Origin of the sequence: Arenibacter sp. P308M17, assembly GCF_003426735.1 — a bacterium.
GTDB lineage: Bacteria > Bacteroidota > Bacteroidia > Flavobacteriales > Flavobacteriaceae > Arenibacter.
Genome location: NZ_QVON01000001.1, coordinates 143280 through 164944, shown reverse-complemented (window position 1 = coordinate 164944; position 21665 = coordinate 143280). Strand labels below are relative to the sequence as shown.

Annotated in this window: 19 protein-coding genes; 7 read left to right on the top strand and 12 right to left on the bottom strand. The window is 42.4% G+C overall.

The annotated features are described in order from the left end of the window. Window positions 1–62: 62 nt before the first annotated feature. Both D0S24_RS00755 and D0S24_RS00750 read left to right on the top strand, forming a co-directional pair. Window positions 63–1268: a porin gene (locus tag D0S24_RS00755; RefSeq protein ID WP_117017958.1), complete on the top strand. Its 1206-nt coding sequence runs from the start codon at window positions 63–65 to the stop codon at window positions 1266–1268. A 73-nt stretch (window positions 1269–1341) separates the two neighbouring features. After that, window positions 1342–3612, top strand: coding sequence for an inorganic phosphate transporter (locus D0S24_RS00750; protein ID WP_117017957.1), 2271 nt, complete (start codon window positions 1342–1344; stop codon window positions 3610–3612). A 206-nt stretch (window positions 3613–3818) separates the two neighbouring features. Here D0S24_RS00750 and nadD read toward each other — a convergent pair whose 3' ends face one another. The 6 genes from nadD to D0S24_RS00720 all read right to left on the bottom strand — a co-directional run bounded on the left by nadD (window position 3819) and on the right by D0S24_RS00720 (window position 8678). Further along, window positions 3819–4406: a nicotinate (nicotinamide) nucleotide adenylyltransferase gene (gene nadD / locus D0S24_RS00745; RefSeq protein WP_117017956.1), complete on the bottom strand. Its 588-nt coding sequence runs from the start codon at window positions 4404–4406 to the stop codon at window positions 3819–3821. An 82-nt stretch (window positions 4407–4488) separates the two neighbouring features. Next, window positions 4489–5079, bottom strand: a complete 591-nt coding sequence (gene gmk / locus D0S24_RS00740; RefSeq protein ID WP_117017955.1) for a guanylate kinase — start codon at window positions 5077–5079, stop codon at window positions 4489–4491. Next, window positions 5079–5936: a YicC/YloC family endoribonuclease gene (locus D0S24_RS00735; protein WP_117017954.1), complete on the bottom strand. Its 858-nt coding sequence runs from the start codon at window positions 5934–5936 to the stop codon at window positions 5079–5081. Before D0S24_RS00735 ends, gmk begins: the two co-directional genes overlap by 1 nt. A gap of 48 nt (window positions 5937–5984) precedes the next feature. Continuing rightward, window positions 5985–6809 carry a DUF1080 domain-containing protein gene (locus tag D0S24_RS00730; RefSeq protein WP_117018545.1) on the bottom strand — a complete coding sequence of 275 codons (825 nt, stop codon included), beginning with the start codon at window positions 6807–6809 and terminating at the stop codon, window positions 5985–5987. 23 nt (window positions 6810–6832) lie between these two features. Continuing rightward, window positions 6833–7609, bottom strand: coding sequence for a DUF1080 domain-containing protein (locus D0S24_RS00725; RefSeq protein ID WP_117017953.1), 777 nt, complete (start codon window positions 7607–7609; stop codon window positions 6833–6835). A gap of 16 nt (window positions 7610–7625) precedes the next feature. Beyond that, window positions 7626–8678, bottom strand: coding sequence for a sugar phosphate isomerase/epimerase (locus tag D0S24_RS00720; protein ID WP_117017952.1), 1053 nt, complete (start codon window positions 8676–8678; stop codon window positions 7626–7628). A gap of 236 nt (window positions 8679–8914) precedes the next feature. Between D0S24_RS00720 and D0S24_RS00715 the strand changes: the two genes are divergently transcribed. Beyond that, on the top strand, window positions 8915–9211 hold the full coding sequence (locus D0S24_RS00715; protein ID WP_117017951.1) for a hypothetical protein: 297 nt from the start codon (window positions 8915–8917) through the stop codon (window positions 9209–9211). Beyond that, window positions 9211–9672, top strand: a complete 462-nt coding sequence (locus tag D0S24_RS00710) for an ASCH domain-containing protein (protein WP_117017950.1) — start codon at window positions 9211–9213, stop codon at window positions 9670–9672. The genes D0S24_RS00715 and D0S24_RS00710 overlap by 1 nt, the downstream gene beginning before the upstream one ends. 70 nt (window positions 9673–9742) lie before the next feature. Here the strand turns inward: D0S24_RS00710 and D0S24_RS00705 are convergent, their stop codons facing one another. Genes D0S24_RS00705 through D0S24_RS00690 form a run of 4 tightly spaced genes read right to left on the bottom strand, consistent with a single transcriptional unit; the run spans window position 9743 to window position 13586 of the window. Next, on the bottom strand, window positions 9743–10879 hold the full coding sequence (locus D0S24_RS00705) for a Gfo/Idh/MocA family protein (protein WP_117017949.1): 1137 nt from the start codon (window positions 10877–10879) through the stop codon (window positions 9743–9745). Between the two features lie 16 nt (window positions 10880–10895). After that, entirely contained in the window at window positions 10896–12125 is a 1230-nt protein-coding gene (locus D0S24_RS00700) for a nucleoside permease (RefSeq protein ID WP_117017948.1), read from the bottom strand. 16 nt (window positions 12126–12141) lie between these two features. Beyond that, window positions 12142–12585 carry a DinB family protein gene (locus tag D0S24_RS00695; protein ID WP_117017947.1) on the bottom strand — a complete coding sequence of 148 codons (444 nt, stop codon included), beginning with the start codon at window positions 12583–12585 and terminating at the stop codon, window positions 12142–12144. Window positions 12586–12596: 11 nt separating this feature from the next. Then, window positions 12597–13586 carry a sugar phosphate isomerase/epimerase gene (locus D0S24_RS00690; RefSeq protein ID WP_117017946.1) on the bottom strand — a complete coding sequence of 330 codons (990 nt, stop codon included), beginning with the start codon at window positions 13584–13586 and terminating at the stop codon, window positions 12597–12599. A 136-nt stretch (window positions 13587–13722) separates the two neighbouring features. On the opposite strand from D0S24_RS00690, the gene D0S24_RS00685 reads away from it, so the two are divergent. The 3 genes from D0S24_RS00685 (at window position 13723) to D0S24_RS00675 (ending at window position 17106) form a co-directional block, all read left to right on the top strand. Then, entirely contained in the window at window positions 13723–15435 is a 1713-nt protein-coding gene (locus D0S24_RS00685; protein WP_117017945.1) for a GMC oxidoreductase, read from the top strand. Beyond that, window positions 15435–16082, top strand: coding sequence for a gluconate 2-dehydrogenase subunit 3 family protein (locus D0S24_RS00680; protein ID WP_117017944.1), 648 nt, complete (start codon window positions 15435–15437; stop codon window positions 16080–16082). The genes D0S24_RS00685 and D0S24_RS00680 overlap by 1 nt, the downstream gene beginning before the upstream one ends. Window positions 16083–16188: 106 nt before the next feature. After that, window positions 16189–17106 (top strand): hydroxypyruvate isomerase family protein, encoded by a 918-nt coding sequence (locus D0S24_RS00675; protein WP_117017943.1) that lies wholly within the window; start codon window positions 16189–16191, stop codon window positions 17104–17106. A gap of 610 nt (window positions 17107–17716) precedes the next feature. Here D0S24_RS00675 and D0S24_RS00670 read toward each other — a convergent pair. Next, window positions 17717–20188, bottom strand: coding sequence for a ribonucleoside-diphosphate reductase subunit alpha (locus D0S24_RS00670; RefSeq protein WP_117017942.1), 2472 nt, complete (start codon window positions 20186–20188; stop codon window positions 17717–17719). Window positions 20189–20321: 133 nt separating this feature from the next. Continuing rightward, a complete protein-coding gene (locus D0S24_RS00665) occupies window positions 20322–21311 on the bottom strand; it encodes a ribonucleotide-diphosphate reductase subunit beta (RefSeq protein ID WP_117018544.1) in 990 nt (329 codons plus the stop codon). Window positions 21312–21665 lie beyond the last annotated feature (354 nt).

The window sequence follows — 21665 nt, the reverse complement described above, 5'->3', positions numbered from 1 at the left end:
AAAAATATTTCCCCATTCGCAATTATGTTGGTATTTTGCACCCCGACAAAAACTAATACATTATGAAAATAAGATGCTTGGCCCTAGGGCTTGCATTATGCTCACTTTTTATCTCCTATTCACAAGAACCCAATGCCCCGGAATTTGGCAAAGGCCTTTTTAATTTGATGGGCAAGGACAGTAGCTGGAGTGCCAAAATTGCCATCAGGATGCAACTATTAAGTAACACCACTTGGACAGAAAACACCAACGGCAATTATACGGACCCCGATTTTAATGCGCTGATCAGGCGCGCCAGATTGAAATTTGACGGGTTTGCCCATTCGCCCAAACTCCAGTACAAGATAGAACTGGGCTTGTCCAACAGGGATATGTCCGGAGCCTCCCCATACACCAACAACACGCCCAGATTTATGTATGATGCTGTAATTATGTGGAACTTTTACAAAAATTTTGTGCTTTGGGCCGGACAGACCAAGCTCCCTGGCAACTTGGAGCGGGTAATTTCCTCTGGGGATTTGCAGTTGGTAGATCGCTCCATGTTAAATAGACAATTTAATATAGATCGCGATATTGGCATACAGATCAGACATCATTTTTTCTTAAACAACAAATTTCTAATAAGGGAAAAAATAGCCGTTTCACAGGGAGAAGGAAGGAATATTACTACCGGAAATCTTGGTGGGCATCAGTATACGGGGCGATTGGAACTACTCCCTTTTGGAGAGTTTATCAACGATTCCGAATATAGCGGAAGTGATTTAAAAAGGGAAAAAACACCAAAACTAATGTTGGCCGCCACCTACGACTTTAACCACAAGGCCGTAAAAACAAGAAGCAATCAGGGAACGTATATGATAACCGATTTCGGATTTCATCAAACCAATATCAACACTTTGTTCCTCGATGCGGTCTTTAAATATAATGGATTTTCTTTCATGGGTGAATTCGCACATAGGGATGCCGAAGACCCCTTTGCCAGGAATATGGACGGCTCCCTGACCGGAGAAGTCGTTCAGGTGGGGCATGGATTAAATCTGCTAACCGGTTATCTTTTTAATAACAATTGGGAGATTTCCGGAAGATATACCAATGTAGCGCTGGATGAAAATATTACCGGAGAAAACCTGGAAGATCAATATACCTTAGGGCTTTCCAAATATGTTGTAGGCCATAAATTGAAGGTACAGACAGACCTTAGTTATCTATCCGTTGTTAACGGCTCCGATGAATTAATGTACCGGCTACAATTGGATGTGCATTTTTAGCTAAAAACATAACGTTAAGATAACGTTACCAATATGGAGACTTTAGATATTTGCACACTATTTCTACAAGATAATGGACAATTTATATTTATTGATGATCATTGCCCTTGCCTTCCTGGCAATTGCAGATTTAGTGGTCGGGGTTAGTAATGACGCAGTTAACTTTTTAAATTCCGCCATTGGATCCAAGGCCATTTCGTTCAAGACCATTATGATCGTGGCCAGCTTGGGTATTGCCATAGGTGCCATTTTTTCCAGTGGTATGATGGAGGTAGCCCGAAAGGGAATCTTTCACCCTGGAGAATTCATGTTCAGCGAAATCATGATCATATTCATGGCGGTTATGATTACCGATATCCTGTTGTTGGATTTTTTTAATACAGTTGGGATGCCCACTTCCACCACGGTATCCATTGTTTTTGAACTTTTGGGTGCTTCCGTAGCCATGTCCTTTATTAAAATTGCCGGAGAAGGCGGCAATTACATGGATATTTATGATTACATAAACACTTCCAAAGCCACTGAAATTATTATGGGCATCTTGCTGTCCGTTGTCATTGCCTTTTCTGTCGGGGCCTTTGTCCAATATCTCTCCCGGATTCTACTTTCTTTCGAGTTTCAAAAAAAGGCGAAAATACTCGGGGCCATTTTTGGGGGTATTGCCCTTACGGCAATCACCTATTTCATCCTTATCAAGGGATTAAAAGGGGCCACTTTTGTGAGCGATGATGTCTTAGATTATATAAAAAACAATACCAACACCATTATCATTGGAAGCCTCGTACTTTGGACGTTACTTTCCTATATTGTTTCGATAGTTTTTAAATATGATGTTTACAAACTGATTATTATAGTGGGTACGTTTGCCCTGGCCCTGGCCTTCGCCGGGAACGACCTTGTCAACTTTATCGGAGTCCCCATCGCCGCTTGGCAGTCCTTTGAGGCATGGCAAGCTTCCGGGATTCCCGCAACCGAATTTAGCATGACCGTGCTGGCAGACAAGGTTCCTACTCCCACCATCTTGCTCTTTGTAGCCGGGATGGTAATGGTTCTTACCCTATGGTTTTCCAAAAAGGCACGTTATGTAACCCAAACAGAAATAAACCTATCCAGGGAAGGGGAATCCAAGGAACGCTTTCAGCCCAATTTTCTATCCAGGGGCATCGTAAGATCGGCCATGATGCTATCTACGGTTACCACTGCCCTTATCCCTAAAACCTTACAGGACAAAATAGACGTCAAATTTAAAAAGCCCGTTATCCCCCTTTCCAAGGATAAGACTTTTGAAATGCCGGCCTTTGATATGGTAAGGGCTTCCGTGAACTTAATGGTGGCCGGGGTGCTAATATCCTTGGCTACCTCCTACAAATTGCCATTATCCACCACATATGTTACCTTTATGGTGGCAATGGGTTCCTCTTTGGCAGATAGGGCATGGGGAGCGGAAAGTGCCGTATACCGTGTTGCAGGGGTATTGAATGTTATCGGAGGTTGGTTCTTTACCGCCATTATCGCCTTTGTTTCTGCCGCTGTAATTGTTAGCCTTATCAATATACACGTCCCCTCTATGGTGGCCGTTCTGTTGTTATTGGCCGTCCTTTTGCTTGTAAGGAACTATATTTCACATAATAAAAAATCCAAGGAAATAAGGGCCGAGGACAGTTTAAGAAAGGCCGAAAGCAGCTCCATACAAGGGGTGATAGAAGAAAGTGCGGACAATATTTCCAATGTGGCTAAAAGAAGTAACAAAATTTATACCCACATTATCGACGGACTTGCCAAACAGGATTTGGAGCTTCTTAAAAAGAACAAGAAACAAGTTGTTAAACTTTCTGAGGAAATTGATGAATTAAGAGATCATATATTTTATTTTATCAAAAATTTGGACGAGGCCAGTGTTGGAGCCAGTAATCTTTATATCAACATATTAGGGTATTTACAGGATATGGCCCAATCCTTGGAATACCTGAACAAGATAAGCCATAAACACATTCACAACAACCATAAAAAGCTGAAATACAACCAAATCAAAGAATTAAAGGAAATAGAGCTTGAATTACAGAAATTGTTGAGTGCAACAAAGACCACCTTTGAAACTCGATCTTTTGAACGTATTGGCGTAATTTTTGCCAGCAAGCAGGAACTTCTGGATATGGTTTCCCAAAAAATAGAAAAACAGATCGCTAGGACACGTACCGAAGAATCCAGTCCAAAAAATACTACTTTGTACTTTACCTTTCTTTTGGAGACAAAGGATTTTATTAATGCCACCATGAACCTTTTGGAACTCTATTACAACGAGCACGATAGTACGGTAATACCTGCCAAACTTGAATTGCAATAGAGGGGTGTATAACAATTTCAAGTCCGCGTAAATACAGTTTAATGGTATTCTTTGATCATACTAAAAGAGTTTTGACCTAAGTTAATTCCTGGATTGGGATATGGTAAATATTATGGCACCATGGATTGGCTTTACCCTAAAGGTGGGTCTATGGTTTTCTTGAAAATTCCAAAAGGGATGTAGTTGTAAGCCGGATCGACTCTGGATTATCTATAAAAATTCATTTCATCCATATATTTCCAGACCCTTTCCGGAAGCAGAGGTCTCACATTTTTACCTAATTTATGTTGTTTCCTAATAAAAGTAGAGGAAATTTCCATGATCGGGGCTGCCACGTGTTGAATCTTTTCGTGATCCCTAAAACGATGCTCCACTTCACCTTCGGAAATCCTTGGATAGACATAAATGTAATGGTTTTCAAGAATTACCTCAAAATTCTTCCATTTATGCAGTCCCTTTAAATTATCCTCCCCCATTATCAAACTGAAATTGTGTTTGTCCCCATATTTTTCCAGTAAATGGGCAAGGGTATTTACGGTATAATTGGGCTGGGGCAGATCAAACTCTATTTTGCTCGGTTTCAATTTGGGGTAATCCAAGGTAGCTTCTGTTACCAACTGATAACGATGATGATTGTCCAGCAGGCTTTTTTTGGTTTTAAACGGACTTTGTGGAGTAACCACAAACCAGACCTCGTCCAGATCGGAAAACTCTACCATATGATTGGCAATCACCATATGCCCTATATGGATCGGATTGAAGGTGCCAAAATATAGTCCAATTTTTTTTTTCATACGAGACTTGATTCAGTATCATTTTTCAATAAACTACTTCGGATATAAAGGGACGGACCAATCCAGAGCAGGTCCTACTTTGCTATTTTTTACCCTTAATTTCAACACCTATATACTCCGCCACCAATTTATGTGCCTCGTCCAAGGCGGTCTGCAAATCATAATTTTTAATGACCGCGTCGAACTGTGGGGCAGTGGCCAACTCTACAGAAGCTTTGGCGATCCGCATATTTATTTTATCATCAGATTCCGTACTGCGCTTCTTCAACCTAATTTTAAGTTCATCAACACTGGGTGGCTTCACAAAGACGGCAAGGGTCTGATCGGGAAACTTCTTCTTTATACGCAGGCCCCCGACTACATCTATATCAAAAATTACGTTCTTGCCCTCTGCCCATAACCGGTCTACCTCTTTTTTCAAGGTGCCGTAAAAATTGTCCCTATACACCTCTTCCCATTCCAAAAAATCATCGTCCTTAATATGCCTCTTAAATTCGGACAGGGTCATAAAATAATAATGTTCCCCGTGCTTTTCCTTGCCCCGTCTGGGCCTGGAAGTCGCAGAAATGGAAAAAGCCAGATTAAGCTCCGGCTGATTTAATAAATGTTTGACGATGGTAGTTTTTCCACTGCCGGAAGGGGCAGAAAATATAATTAGCTTTCCTCCTCTCATTATAAAACGTTGAGCATTTGTTCCTTGATCTTTTCCAATTCATCCTTCATCTGCACCACCAACTGTTGCATAGGGGCAAAATTTGCCTTGGAACCAATTGTATTGATTTCCCTTCCTATTTCCTGACTAATGAAGCCCAGCTTCTTACCGTTGGAGTCGTCCGACTTAAGGGTGGCCGAAAAATAATCCAAATGATTCAGCAAGCGGACCTTTTCTTCCGTAATATCATATTTCTCCAAATAATAGATAAGCTCCTGTTCAAAACGGTTGGTGTCAAGATCGGCCTTTAGGTCCGCCACGGCCTTTTCCAGACGTTCCCTTATCTTTAAAAGCCTATCGGGGTCCATTTGTGCCACTTGTTCCAACAAACTCTTCAAAACGCTTATTCTGGCCTCAAAATCGGCTTCCAAAACCTTTCCCTCCTCATCCCTAAAAATATTTATTTCCTTTAAGGCTTCCTCCAAAGATTCCTTTATGATGTTATATTCTTCCTCATCAATATCCTCCCGTTCCGTTTTCATGGTGTCCGGCATGCGCATGGCAATTTCCAACAGCCCCATTTCATTTCCGGAAACAATATGTCCCAACTGTTTCATATATTGCCTCACCACTATTTCGTTGACCTCCGAAGCGCATTCTGCACCTGTATTTTCAATGTATAATCCAAAATCTACCTTGCCCCTTACCAAGGAGCCTGCAATGGTCCTGCGCAATTCCAATTCCTTTTCCCTGTAGGCAGAAGGTATTCTGGCATTTAAATCGAGGCTTTTGCTGTTCAGCGATTTAATTTCAATGGTAATTTTTTTCGAAGGAAGCTGTATTACATGCTTCCCAAACCCTGTCATAGATTGGATCATAAATTGTTTTTAGAATTTGTCAAAGGTAAATAAAAGTGGGTTTTCAACTTAAAGTTCCCTTACCCAAATATTCCTGTAACTTACCCTACTATTGTCCCCGTGATCCTGGAGCTTTAAAGGGCCTTTCCCGTGTGCAGGGTTTTTGGGCCAGCCTATATAGGGGGTGGTTCCCTTTATTTCAACATGATCCTGCACCAGTACCCCATTATGCAAAACGGTAATGGTCCCGGATTTAATCTTGCCCCCTTCATCATTGAACTCCGGAGCGTGATAAATAATGTCATAGGTATTCCATTCCCCAGTGGGCACGGATGCCTTGGCAAGCGGTACATGTTGCTTGTATATGGAAGCCACTTGTCCGTTAACATAGGTGTCGTTGTTATTGTTGTCCAGTATCTGGACCTCGTACAGCCCATTTAGAAATACCCCGCTATTGCCCCTACTTTGGTTTTCTCCCTGAACTTCTTCGGGAGATTTCCATTCCAAATGCAATTGTATACTACCAAAATTCTGCACGGTCTGTATATCACCGGTTTTATTGCTGACCGTCATACTGCCATCCTTGTTCACCATCCATTTTGCCGCCGTGCTGTCCTTGGAGGATATCCAATTGTCCAAATTATCCCCATTAAAAAGAACAATGGCATCACTGGGAGCCTTTTTTACAGGGTCATTGGGATTGACCACAGGGGGTACGGGTTTATAAAATTCAGTCCCTTCGGGAGTGGTAGGCTCAGGTCCCGCATACTCTTCGTGGACTATTATTTCCTCTCCTATTTGGGTGGTGTCCCTTGGCTCCAAAGGGTCTACCTTCACTTTTTCCTTACAGGCTACTATCAATAGCAAGACCAACGGTATATAAATATATTTCATTCCCATAACCCCCTATATGTAGTTTAATCCAACTTTTTTATCTTGATGTTTTTAAAGGACACAATATTCCCATGATCTTGCAGGCCTATTTTTCCCGTCCTATATTTTCCAAAATGTTCCGATCCCTTAAATTTGGACTTGGAGACCATGGCGTCCCATTCCTCTCCATGAACCGGGAAAGAAGCTACTTCCGTACCGTTCAGCACCACATTTCCCTTGTTGGTGTTGTGGTCTACGGTAATTACGCAGGTATTCCATTCCCCCACAGGTTTGGTAACGTCCTCACTGGGACCCACCATATCGTACAAGGCCCCAGCCTGTCTTACTGGTCCATTTTTTGCGTCAGGGTGTTTATCATTGTCCAAAACCTGGATTTCAGGTCCGGAATGATAGGCCTCGGGCAGGCTTTCCACCTCTTTAACGCCCCAAAAAATACCGCTATTGCCGCCTTCCGAAATTTTCCAGTCTATAGACAATACAAAATTGGTAAAGTCCTCTTTGGTCACTAAATTATATTTCTCCCCTTTCTTGCGCTCTTTGGGCGGATAGTATACCATGGCCCCATCCTCTATTTTCCATGCATCCCCAACACCATCTTCCAAATACCTTTTCCAGGCATCGAAATTGGTGCCGTCAAATAACACCTGCCATTCGCCTTCTTCAATTACCTCTGGAGCCATTTCATCCGAATTTGCCATTGGATTGGGATCCGAATCCACGTCCATGTCTTTTTTATCTGTCTTCTCTTTACATCCCATAACCATGACAGCTATAAGGGCACTAAAAATTAATTTTTTCATTTCTCTTTAATTGATTTTATAGTCCTAATATTTTCTTTAATACTGTTTTATCTATGGCCGCCCCGGCAAAATCGTCGAAGGTCTTTTCGGTGGCTTCTATAATATGGTCCTGAATAAACTTGGCCCCTTCCCTGGCACCCTGTTCCGGACTCTTAATACAGCATTCCCATTCCATAACCGCCCAAACATCACAGCCGTATTGGGTCAATTTGGAGAAGATGGATTTGAAATCTATCTGTCCATCACCAAGGGAACGGTACCTACCGGCACGGTCGCCCCAATCATTAAAGCCTCCAAAGGCCCCCTTTTTCCCCGTTGGATTGAATTCGGAATCCTTAACGTGAAAAGACTTTATGAATTCGTGATAATGGTCTATATAGGCAATATAATCCAATTGCTGAAGTACAAAATGACTTGGATCGTACAAAATATTCACCCGTTTATGGTTCCCGGTAGCGGCCAGGAAACGCTCAAAGGTATCCCCATCATGAAGGTCCTCTCCCGGATGGATTTCGTAGCATACGTCCACCCCTTCCTTATCAAAATGATTAAGGATGGGCAACCATCTCTTTGCCAGCTCCTCGAAGCCCATTTCCACCAATCCCGCAGGCCTTTGTGGCCAAGGGTGGGCAGTGTGCCAAAGTAGGGAGCCAGAGAAAGTGGCGTGTGCCTTAAGTCCCAGCCTGCGACTGGCAGTGGCCCCTTTTTTAACTACATCTACGGCCCATTCGGTTCTTGCCTTTGGATTATTCTTTACCTTGTCCGGTGCAAAATTATCGAACATTAAATCATATGCCGGGTTTACCGCCACCAATTGCCCCTGTAAATGTGTGGAAAGTTCGGTTATTTCCAAACCATAGGAATTTATCTTTCCCTTTAACTCATCACAGTATGTCTGACTCTCGGCAGCCTTATCCAAGTCGATCAGAAAATCGACCCAAGTGGGTATCTGTATTCCCTTATATCCCAGATCGGATGCCCATTTGCATATTCCGTCCAGAGAATTGAATGGTGCTTTTTCATCGACAAACTGTGCCAGAAAAACGGCTGGCCCCTTAATTGTTTTCATGTATTTCTATTTATTGTTATATAATTGTGTACGGTATTGAACTAAAGCTAAATTAAATAATCCCAGAATGTAATTGGCCATTTGGAACGATTGAAATATCATTTTTTGGACAAACTTGGCTATAGTAATAATATTAATAATTAAATCCTATATTTAGGCTATAAATTAGATGTTGTTATTTTTATAGCCAAGTGATAAATATAGGAATAACAAAAGAATTATCAGAATAATAAACCATGAATCAACCATCAATTTTTGGCAGCATCATGGCCCGGTTACCAATCCCAGGAATAGTTCCTGGATTAAAATACGGACTGTTTATGGCCCCATTTGCCTTAGGGCATTATAGAATTGGAACAGATAGCTGCGCAATAACGGGGAAACCATTGGGGGCATCATCCTTTATCGGTAAAAATATAGGAGCTGCCGTACAATTAACCCAATACGCCAACGTTTCATTAAGCAGTGTCCACAATAGGATAGGGGCGGATATATTCACTGCCCAACAAATTAATTCAGGTAAACTTTCTTAATGGAAAATAGCTCAGCCAGAAATATGTGGGGTGATTTTTTGGACGCCCACCTAGAATTTGCTTTTGAAGATGCGCCTAAAGTGATGCATTTTGGCGACAATGAAAGGGATGCGGACCTAGGGGTGGATCTGATCATCAAAAACCTTAAGAAAGCGACCAGCTTTTCCCTTTTGGGCCTACAACATAGAAAAGAGCCACTCCCCAAAATCGGAGCCTTTATTGTGCTTACGGATTGGAGCGGCAAGGCCAAATGTATTGTTAGGACAACCGCCGTAAAACTGAAGCCATTTTTTAGTATTACCAAAGAATACGCCCAACTGGACGGCCTAGGGGATAAAAGTTTGGAACATTGGAAAAAATTCCATTGGGACTATTTCTCCCGTGAACTGGCCCCTTTTAACCGTGTTCCCCGCGATAGTATGATCGTGGTCTGTGTAGGGTTTGAAAAGGTCTACGGATAATAACAACTTAAACAAACTCCATAGAAAAGGGCCGCAATTGCGGCCCTTTTTACATCGACTAAATTCTGTTTTATCTCAAATTTACCCAAACGTTTCCTTTTTTATTGGACTCAACGGAACTCTCAATAAAATCGAGCCCGCGTACCCCGTCCAACATGGTAGGGAATTCGCCATCGTTATATTTTTCCCCGCGAATGGCCCTTGCTACGCCCAAATAAATATTGGCCATAGAATCAAAAATACCTTCGGGATGTCCTGCGGGCAATTTGGTTCCGTCCAGGGACAATTTGGAATTATAGGCATGGCCCGGCTTGTACACCTGAAGCGGCTTGTCATCACTTAGTACATAAAGATAGTTGGGATTTTCCTGCTCCCATCTTAGTCCACCTTTCTCCCCATATATGGCGATCGATAGTCCGTTTTCCTCCCCGGTAGCCACCTGACTGGAACGGATAACCCCTTTTACATGACTGCCCATACGGATCAATACCGTACCGTCTACATCCATTTGGTTGTCCTCGTACAAATAATTGAAATCTGCCAAAATGGATTTTACGGTCAATCCAGTGGTATATTCTATCATATTAAAGGCATGAACCCCTATATCTCCCATACAGGAACTGATCCCGGCCTTTTTGGGGTCCAATCTCCAAACTGTTGAACGCTTGGCCTTGTCGTGGATAATGGAATTGATCCACCCTTGATAATATTGTGCGTCCACCTTATGTATTTTCCCGATAGCGCCGGCCTTTATCATTTCCCTCATTTGCCTAACCATGGGATACCCTGTGTAGGTATGGGTAACGGCAAATACGGTCTTGGCCTTGTCCAAAGTGGCCTGCAGTATTTTGGCCTCCTCATAAGTGGTGGTCATGGGCTTTTCACAAATTACGTGAAACCCATTTTCCAACAATTTTTTGGCCATGGGAAAATGCAGGAAGTTAGGGGTAAGTACCGAACACACCTGGATACGTTCCTCTTTTGGCAATTTCAACTCCTCTTCCACCAAGGTATCAAAATCCTTATAGATCCTATTGGTGGGTACATCTATTTCCTTGGCAAAAGCAACATTTGCCTCAAAATCCGGGTTGAAGACCGCTCCCACAATTTCGTAATTATCATTAATCTGTGATGCTACCCGGTGCAGCACCCCTATAAGGGAGTCTCCTCCACCCCCTAAAATTCCTAATCTAATTTTCTTGCTCATAATATATATTCCTAAATTATTCTTTATATGCTACTTCCTCGTTCTTAAAAAATATGGCGAACAGCACCATCGCCCCTAGGGCAAAAATAGCGGGAAATGTCCAAATATCCGTCCAGCTGTGAACGCCATCGCTTATTATATAACTATCCGTAATTTTTCCTGCCACCCAAAAACCGATCAACATGCCAACACCATAGGTGGCCAGGGTTATCAATCCCTGTGCCGCACTTTTAAATTGATCACCTGCCTTCGAATCCGTATAGATCTGTCCGGAAACAAAGAAAAAATCATAGCAAATACCGTGAAGGGCAATGCCCAATAAAAGCATAAAGGCCAAATCCCCGGCATTTCCGTAAGCAAACAGAAGGTACCTTATGGTCCATGCCAGCATTCCGGCAATCAGGGTATTTTTAAATCCAAATTTCTTGAAGAAATAAGGCAACAACAACATAAATAAAACTTCCGAACCTTGCCCAATGGTCATTTTCCCCGTGGGATTTTCCATTCCGATCTCCGACAAAAATGGATTTGCATTTTGGTAATAAAAGGCCAAGGGAATACAAATTAGAATGGACGAGAGAAAGAAAATAAAAAAATTCCTATCCTTTAGCAGTTTTAGGGCATCCAATCCCAATATTCCCGATATGGATACCTTTTCATCCGTTTTTACCTTTGGAGGTGTTTTGGGCAAGGTAAAACTAAAAATCCCCAAAGCAGCGGATGCAATTGCCACCATTAAAAACGTATTCTTCAAAAGGCCCTGTTCCCTGGAGGTTTCGGAATCCCATAGAAAAACAAAACTAATTATTAGTCCGGCCACTATCCAACCTATAGTACCAAACACCCTCACAAATGAAAATTCCTTGGCAGGATTTTTCATTTGGCCAAAGGAAATTGAATTCACCAAGGCCAAGGTTGGCATATAAAGCACCATGTACCCCAATACATAGGGGTAAAAACCGGCAAAGTCCACCGCCATATACATCTGATACATCATTACAGCACCCAAGAGGTGCAATACCCCCAAAATCCGCTCTGCATTAAAGTATCTGTCCGCTATTAAACCTATAATAAAGGGAGCAATTATGGCTCCCCAGGATTGGGTTGAATAGGCCATTGCCGATTCGGCTCCGGTGGCCTGAAGGTTCTGTCCCAAAAAAGTGCCGAGCGTTACAAACCACCCTCCCCAAATAAAAAATTCGAGGAACATCATTAACGATAATTGAACTTTGGTCTTTACATTCACTTGTTAACAGGTGTTTTTATCGCTTATAAGTTGAATAATCAAAGACCAAGGGTTCTATAGAGTTGTTTCTAAAATCGACAGAAATCTGGGCCCTGTGATGGGTGGAATGGTTTATGATATGAAATAACATATCCTGGATGGTATTGGTAAACAACCTCCCCTGGGTATTCTCATAATCCACCCGCTTTTCAAAACTATCCACATTGGTGACAATTTCAAAGGAACTTCTTTGATTTTCATAATGCAGATCTCCCCAATCTTTTAAGGAATGCAATTGAAATACCCCGAATTCCACATTTTTACCGAGAATTCTGGCATTCCAAATATGGTGGGCATTTAATATATGACTGAAGAGTTCCGAAGTCCTTTCCGGAACATTTTCCAACTTTTGGCACTCTTCAATCAATTTCTTATTGCAGTAAAAGTTATAATCGAACAGCTGATTGAAAAAAGCCTTCATACATTCCAATACTAATTAAGTTCCTTGCCGGCCTTTATCAATAGATCCCTGGTAGCGATAATTCCTTCCTCCTCACTTAGAACGCTGCCTTCGTATTCCACGCCTATAAAGCCTGTATAACCGGCATCTTTGACTATTTTAAGAATTCTGGGGTAGTCCAATTTGGTTTCATTGCCCTCGGCATCAAAATCATAGGACTTGGCACTAACGGCCAAGGCGTGCGGCATTAATTCGGCAATACCTTTGTAAATGTCATATTCCTCGGCACATCCGTCCTTGGTTCTTTCTATACAAAAGTTACCAAAATCGGGAAGGGTGCCACAATTATCCATACCTACCTTGGTCATGACCTCGGCCAATTTAACGGCGTTGGACGATAGCCCCCCGTGGTTCTCTACCAAAACTTCAATGTTTTTCCCCTTGGCATAGGTAGCCAACTGGGTTAGACCGTCCACAGAACTGGCCACCCATTCCTCTGGAACCTTGCTCCCGGACAGGTTTACCCTAATGGCATGGCAGCCCATGGCGGCAGCCGCATCTACCCATTTATAGTGATTTTCAACAGCTTCCTTTCTTTTATTTGCGTCGGCCGTAGCAAGATCTCCTTGACCGTCTATCATGATCAGGACATTTTGCATCCCATGCTTTTTACTTTCCGCATTACACTTTTCCACAAAGGCGGCCATAGCTTCCTCGGAAAAATTAGCGGCCTCCAATTCCTTATAGTACAGGGCGCTCACATACTCCAGGCCTGTAAAACCCCAATTCTTGGCCTTCTCCGCAAAGGTATAGGGATCCACGCCATCTTCGCGTACCATTCTATGCATAGACCACTGGGCCAATGACAATTTAAAAAAAGGCTCTTCGGCCTTCATGGATACTTCCGAAGTCTCCACATCTTTGGGCTGCTCCTTGGGAGCTTCCTTACAAGACAGTACACCCATTAACATGGCTGCCAAAACTACATTGATCCCTTTTGTTTTTAAATTTTTTTGCTTCATTTTCAAGTTTTGAGATTAAATCCAAGAATTAACAAATACTATAACGTTATAGTGCCATAGTATTAATAAATATAGGGTTTAAATGTAAAAAATTAATTTTATATTTAATAAATTTATTAAATAAACAATTTTATAAATGAGCAAGTTCAATACGTCTGAAATGCAGGATTCATATGATGCCATTGTCGTGGGTACTGGCATTAGCGGAGGATGGGCCGCCAAAGAATTATGTGAAAAAGGACTCAAAACCCTGGTACTGGAACGTGGAAGGATGGTGAAACACATCGAAGACTACGAGACGGCCAATCTGGACCCTTGGGATTTTCCGAATGCCGGCGAACCTACAAGGGAAGATATTGAAAAACAGCCCAAACAGAACAGAACGGGATATACCACAAATGCAGCAAGTAAAATGTGGTTCGTAAATGATTTGGAACATCCATATAATGAAATAAGACGATTTGATTGGATGAGAGGGTACCACTTGGGAGGGCGTTCCCTACAATGGGGACGTCAAAGTTACCGTTGGAGCGATATCGATTTTACCGCCAACCTAAAGGATGGGATTGCCGTGGATTGGCCTGTGCGCTATAAAGATATTGCCCCGTGGTATTCAAAGGTGGAAAACTATATAGGGGTAAGTGGGGAGGCCCTTAACCTGCCCCAGTTGCCCGATAGTGATTTTCTGCCGGCCATGGAAATGAATTGTGTGGAGGAACATTTTAAAAATAAAGTAACAGAAGGTTTTGACGACCGGGCCGTTACCATAGGTAGGGTTGCCCATATTACCGGGACCAAAAATTTTGACGGTCGTACCAAATGTCAATATCGAAATAGATGTATCAGGGGATGCCCTTTTGGAGGCTATTTTAGTAGTTTGTCCTCTACCCTCCCCGCTGCGGAAGCAACAGGAAATATGACCCTGCGTACAGACTCCATTGTCCATGAAGTAATGTACGATCCCGATACCAAAAAGGCCACAGGGGTAAAGGTAATAGACCGGCTAACCAAGGAAACACATGAATTTAAGGCAAAGGTCATTTTCCTATGTGCCTCGGCCATAGCGTCTACCTCTATTTTAATGCAATCCAAATCCGATCGTTTCCCCAATGGTATGGGCAACGACTCGGATCAATTGGGACGCAATATTATGGACCACCATCTGGGGGTAGGGGCTTCCGGTAAATTTGATGGTTTCGAGGACAAGTATTACAAAGGACGAAGACCCAATGGAATATATATTCCCAGATTCAGGAACCTAGGGGGTGCTTCGGATAGAAAAGATTACAAACGTGGTTTCGGCTATCAAGGGGGGGCCAGTAGGGGCAATTGGGAAGAAACGGTTGCGGAGCTCTCTTACGGCAAAGACTTTAAGGATAGTATTTTGAAACCTGGAGGTTGGAGAATGGGTATTGGTGGTTTTGGCGAAGTACTCCCTTATGAAGATAACAGAATGACCTTGGATTACGACAAATTGGATAACTGGGGATTACCAACGGTAACCTTTGATGCCGATTTACAGGAAAACGAGTTCAACATGCGCAAGGATATGCAGGAATCCGCAGTGGAAATGTTGGAAAAGGCCGGGTTGCGTGATGTTAAAGGACATGATGGCCCTACCGGTCTAGGTCTGGGCATCCATGAAATGGGTACCGCCAGAATGGGACGCAACAGAAAAACATCGGTCCTGAACGGTAACAATCAAATCCACGATGTACCCAATGTATATGTTACCGATGGGTCGTTTATGACCTCGGCCAGTTGTGTTAACCCATCACTGACCTACATGGCCTTCACCGCCAGGGCCGCCGATCATGCGGTTAAAGAACTTAAAAAAGGCAATATATAATGGATAGAAGAAAAGCGCTAAAAAATATGGGGCTGGCACTGGGCTATACTGTGGCAACCCCCACCTTGATCAGCATCGTACAGAGCTGTAAAAAAGATGCTGCCGTTTTATGGACCCCGGATTTTTTAACATCCGCCGAAGGATCCGTGCTGACCCATTTGGTAGATATTATAATGCCCAAGACGGATACGCCTTCCGCTTCCGAAGTACAGGTACATATCTTTATTGACCGTTTTGCCGATCAGGTAATGGAAAAGGAACAACAGGACCTATTAAAGATGACCATGGGAAAATTTATGGATAAGGCCCTTCAGGATAGCGGCAAGAAGGAAATTGCCGACCTAACCCCCGAAGATTTGGAACCGGTACTGGCCAATGCCCTCAAAATTTCCAAAGCGGACCAGGCCAAAAACTTTAAGGTCATAAACACCTATACCGAAGCGGTCAAAAATGGCCAAACGGCCTCCTTGGAAGATGATATATCAAGATTTGCCTTTGCCAATAATTTGAGGGGCTTGGTCATCTTGGGCTATAAGTCATCCGAGTTTGTAGGGGAAAATGTATTGCCGTATTTACCTGTACCGGGCGAATTTATCGCCTGTGGTGACCTTCAGGAACTGAGCGGGGGAAAAGCGTGGTCGTTATAAATAATTATGATCTAAAAAATTGAAAAAAGCTAAAAGGACCGGAACAGCCAATGGCCGTTCGGTTCTTTTGGCATTGTTATATTAATTTCCAACCCTATCAAAAAAAATGAGAAGAAGAGATTTTATTCAAAAAACCGCCCTAACCAGCAGTGCCGTAACTTTAGGAGGTTCCTTAGCTTATGGAACCAACATTAATAATATGGACATGAAGCATAAGTTCAACCTAAAGTATGCCCCGCATTTTGGAATGTTCGAGAAGCATGCCGGCAATGACCTCATTGACCAAATAAACTTTATGGCCGACCAAGGGTTTACGGCATTGGAAGATAACGGTATGATGGGCAGGGATGTGGCCACCCAAACCAAAATAGGGGAAGCCTTGGCAAAACGAAATATGACCATGGGCGTTTTTGTAATAGACAAGGGGGGCAACATGGCCAATACCTTGGCTGCAGGTAAACAGGAGTATATCGATATCTTTTTGGACGGATGTAGAAGAGCGGTAGAAGTGGCCAAGCGAGTCAATGCCAAATGGATGACCGTTGTGCCCGGTGGATTTGAAAGGAACCTGCCTATCGGTATTCAGGACGGCAATGTTATAGAGGCCTTAAAAAGAGGTGCGGGGATATTGGAACCCCACGGTTTGGTAATGGTGCTTGAACCTTTGTCCGACTCTCCCGACCTGTATCTGCAGAATTCCGATCAGACCTATATGATCTGCAAAGGTGTGGGCAGTCCGTCCTGCAAAATATTGTTCGACATCTACCATATGCAGAAAACGGAAGGTCATCTGATACACAATATGGAACTTACCTGGGATGAGATCGACTATATCCAAATAGGGGACAATCCGGGCAGAAAAGAGCCTACTACGGGAGAAATTAATTACAAAAATGTATTCAAATATATCCACAGTAAAGGATTTAATGGTGTTTTGGGCATGGAACACGGCAATTCCAGACCGGACAAGGAAGGAGAAATGGCAGTAATAAACGCCTATAAATCAGAAGATAATTTTTTGTAGCCCAAATTACTTGTTAAGGCCTTTAGGCCATTCATTTAACGTAGCATTTAGAAAGTTTCCATCCTGTTCCAACGTCAAAGGAACAAGATGGAACTTTATTTTTACACCATAGCGATATACCTTATATTATTTCTCCTAGGGCGGATAATATATCAACATCATTTTAAAAAATGAAAATGGTATAGTAGGCTATACCCTTGTTTTTAAGGTCACTATAATCCATTTATTATTTACCCCCGTATATTAAATTATAAGCTAATTTAATTGGGTGCAAAATGGATAATTACATCACGGTACTGGCCATCTATTGTATTGGATTCCTTTGTGCGTTTGTTCTAAAACCCTATATATTCAATAGATAGGAAGTATCCCGATCTATAGTTGTTACCCTTTTGAACAGTAAATGACAAAAACCGATTAGAGCATAAAAATGCGTCATTGCGAACAAAGTGAAGCAATCTACCCAATAGGCGGTAGATCGCTTCGTACCTCGCGATGACGAAAAACTATTTTTGTCATTTACCAACCCCCCCTTTTGATATAAACAAAAAAATCCCCGAAGAGTTATTCTTCGGGGATTTTTGTTTATCAACTATGTCCTATAGTTCCATTAGGAGCCGCACATTAAACAATCGTCATCTGCCTGACCCTCCTTTGCCTTGGCGATCAATTCCTTCATCTCAGCGGCTGTCATAGGCTGGACGTCCACTTCCAAGGGATTGGTGGAAGTAGCCTCCACCTTAATGGTCTTAGCAACCGTAGGGGCCACCACAGTAGTTTCTAGTTCTGCAATCTCGGGCACTTCCTGCTTCTTGCTGTTGTCCAAAGTAAATTTAATGGCATCTGCCGCCGCTTTGGTCCTTAGGTAATACATTCCCGTTTTAAGTCCGCTCTTCCAGGCATAGAAATGCATTGAGGTCAATTTTGAATAATTTGCGTTTTCCATAAACAGATTTAGGGACTGACTTTGGTCTATGAAATACCCACGTTGTCTGGACATATCGATAATATCTTTCATACTCAATTCCCAAACCGTTTTGTACAACTCTTTAATATCTGCAGGGATATTTTCAATATGCTGAACGGAGCCATTGGCTCGCATCAATTCCTGTTTCATATTTTCGTTCCATAGTCCAAGGCTCACCAAATCTTCCAACAAGTGCTTGTTCACCACGATGAACTCCCCGGACAAAACCCTACGGGTGTAAATGTTGGAGGTGTAGGGTTCAAAGCACTCATTGTTACCCAATATTTGCGAGGTGGAGGCCGTAGGCATTGGTGCTACCAATAAGGAATTGCGAACCCCGCTCTTTTTTACTTCTTTGCGCAATTTTGCCCAATCCCATCTACCGGACAACTCTTCATCCTTAATGCCCCACAAATTGTGCTGGAACTCTCCTTTGGATATGGGCGAACCTTCATAGGAAGAGTAAACGCCTTCCTCTTTTGCCATTTCCATGGAAGCGGTAACCGCTGCAAAATATAAGGTTTCAAAAATCTCTTGGTTCAATTCCTTGGCAGCATCGCTGGTAAAGGGCAATCTCAACATAATAAAGGCATCCGCCAAACCTTGGACACCCAAACCGATCGGTCTATGTCTCATATTGGAATTCTCGGCCTCCGGGATAGGATAATAATTTCTATCTATTACCCTGTTTAAATTTTTGGTAACCCGTTTTGTGACCCGAAACAACTCCTTATGATCAAACTCCCCGTTCTTGACGAACATGGGAAGGGCAATGGAAGCCAAATTACATACGGCCACCTCATCAGGGGAGGTATACTCCAATATTTCCGTACAAAGGTTGGACGAACGAATAGTACCCAAATTCTGTTGGTTGCTCTTCCTATTGGCGGCATCCTTGTACAGCATATAAGGGGTTCCCGTCTCTATCTGGGATTCCAGAATCTTCTCCCAAAGCTCACGGGCCTTGACGGTTTTTCGCCCTTTGCCTTCCGCTTCATATTTGATATACAACTGCTCAAATTCCTCACTGTGATGGTTAAAGAGCCCGGGGCATTCATTGGGACACATTAGGGTCCAATTTTCATTGGCCTCCACTCTTTTCATGAACAGATCCGGAATCCACATGGCATAGAAAAGGTCTCTGGCCCTCATCTCTTCCTTTCCGTGATTTTTCTTTAGATCCAAGAAATCATATATATCCGCATGCCATGGTTCCACATAGATCGCAAAACTGCCCTTACGCTTTCCACCGCCCTGGTCTACGTAGCGTGCGGTATCGTTAAAAACCTGCAGCATGGGTACAATACCATTGGAAGTCCCGTTGGTACCGGCAATATAAGAACCTGTAGCCCGTACATTGTGTATAGAAAGACCAATTCCCCCGGCGGATTGGGAAATTTTTGCCGTTTGTTTCAGCGTATCATAAATCCCGTCAATACTATCGTCCTTCATTGCCAAAAGGAAGCAGGAGGACATTTGGGGCTTTGGGGTCCCGGAATTGAACAAGGTAGGTGTAGCATGGGTAAAGTACTTTTTGGACATCAGCTCATAGGTCTCCAAGGCCGAATCCAGATCGTTCAGGTGAATCCCGATAGATACCCTCATAAGCATATGCTGTGGCCTTTCGACAATCTTCCCGTTCAGTTTCAACAGATAGGAGCGTTCCAAAGTCTTAAATCCGAAATAATCGTAGCCAAAATCCCGGTTATAAATTATGGTAGAATCCAGCCTATCGGCATTCCCCGCAATAACCTCGTAAACCTCATCGGATAACAAAGGGGCCTTTTTGCCCGTTCTGGGATTTACATATTCATAAAGGTCCTTCATCGTTTCCGAAAAGGATTTCTTGGTGTTCTTATGTAGGTTGGAAACAGAAATACGGGCAGCCAATTTCGCATAATCAGGATGGGAGGTGGTCATTGTAGCCGCAATCTCGGCAGCTAGATTGTCCAGCTCCGAAGTAGTTACCCCATCATACAATCCTTCAATTACCCGCATAGCCACCTTTAGCGGGTCTACCAGGTCGTTAAGTCCGTAACACAATTTTCTTACTCTGGCCGTGATCTTGTCGAACATCATCAGCTCTTTTCTTCCGTCTCTTTTTACTACATACATGTCGCTACAATTTTTTTAAATGATACATAAGTTTTGGTTATGGGGCAATATGTTAAAAACATTAACATATCGTATTCGTCGCATAAAAATCCCCTTATAACCCAAAGGGGATTTTTTAAAACACTATTATATTCTAAAAATCGGCGTCGAAGCTGATTTTTTGGGAATCACCGTCCTTATCCTTATTGTTGGAAACCCCGGCCTTCTGATATTCGGCCACTCTTTTTTCAAAGAAATTGGTTTTGCCCTGTAAGGAAATCATGTCCATAAAATCGAAAGGGTTGGTAGAGTTATATACTTTATCGCATTCCAACTCCACCAACAAACGGTCCGTTACAAACTCTAGGTACTGTGTCATCAACTTGGAGTTCATTCCTATTAAACTAGCGGGTAGGGATTCCGTGATGAATTCCCTTTCAATATTCAAGGCATCAACCAAAATTTCGGTAATCCGGGCTTTGGGAACCTTGTTTATAAGATGGTTGTTGTGAAGGTGTACCGCATAATCACAGTGCATCCCCTCATCCCTGGATATCAGCTCATTGGAAAAGGTAAGCCCCGGCATCAGCCCTCTTTTCTTAAGCCAAAATATGGAGCAAAATGCCCCGGAAAAGAAAATACCCTCAACTGCGGCAAAGGCGATAAGACGCTCTGCAAAACTTGGGGACTCTATCCACTTTAAAGCCCAATCCGCCTTTTTCTTTATTGCCGGAAAATTCTCTATGGCATTAAAAAGCAGATCCTTTTCCTTTTCATCCTTTACGTAGGTATCTATTAAAAGGGAATAGGTTTCGGAATGGATATTTTCCATCATAATTTGAAAACCGTAGAAGAACTTTGCCTCGGCATATTGAACCTCACTTACGAAATTTTCCGCTAAATTCTCATTTACAATACCATCCGAAGCAGCAAAAAATGCCAGGATATGCTTTATGAAATAACGTTCATCACTGTTCAACTTGTTGTTCCAGTCATTGAGATCGGTATGCAGGTCTATCTCCTCAGCAGTCCAAAAACTGGCCTCACATTTTTTGTACCAATCCCACAAATCATGGTGCTTAATAGGAAAAATAACAAATCGGTTAAGGTTTTCTTTCAGAATCGGCTCTATAGCTGCTGACATATCTTTTTTAGATTTATAGGGTTTCTTAAACTTAGGCGAAAATTTGCCCTCGATAGGAGATAACAAAGATTGCAAAATACCCCCAATAACTAAAGCCCAATACGCATTATTAACCACAAAGTTTTTAACACAAAATGTTGAAATGTTGCTTCGCAAGTGATGTTCATTACCTTTATGGAACAAAGCAAAAGGAAAAAAATACGAACGGCTTCCCTGGAAATTTTATCCCAAAAAAATAAACCAAAAAGTATATAAAAAACATACTCTTTGGTTTATGAAATTTCTTTACTACAAAAGCCCTATCAAGATAAAAAACAACTACCAAAGGGTGCGATCCTACAGATGCAATGAGTT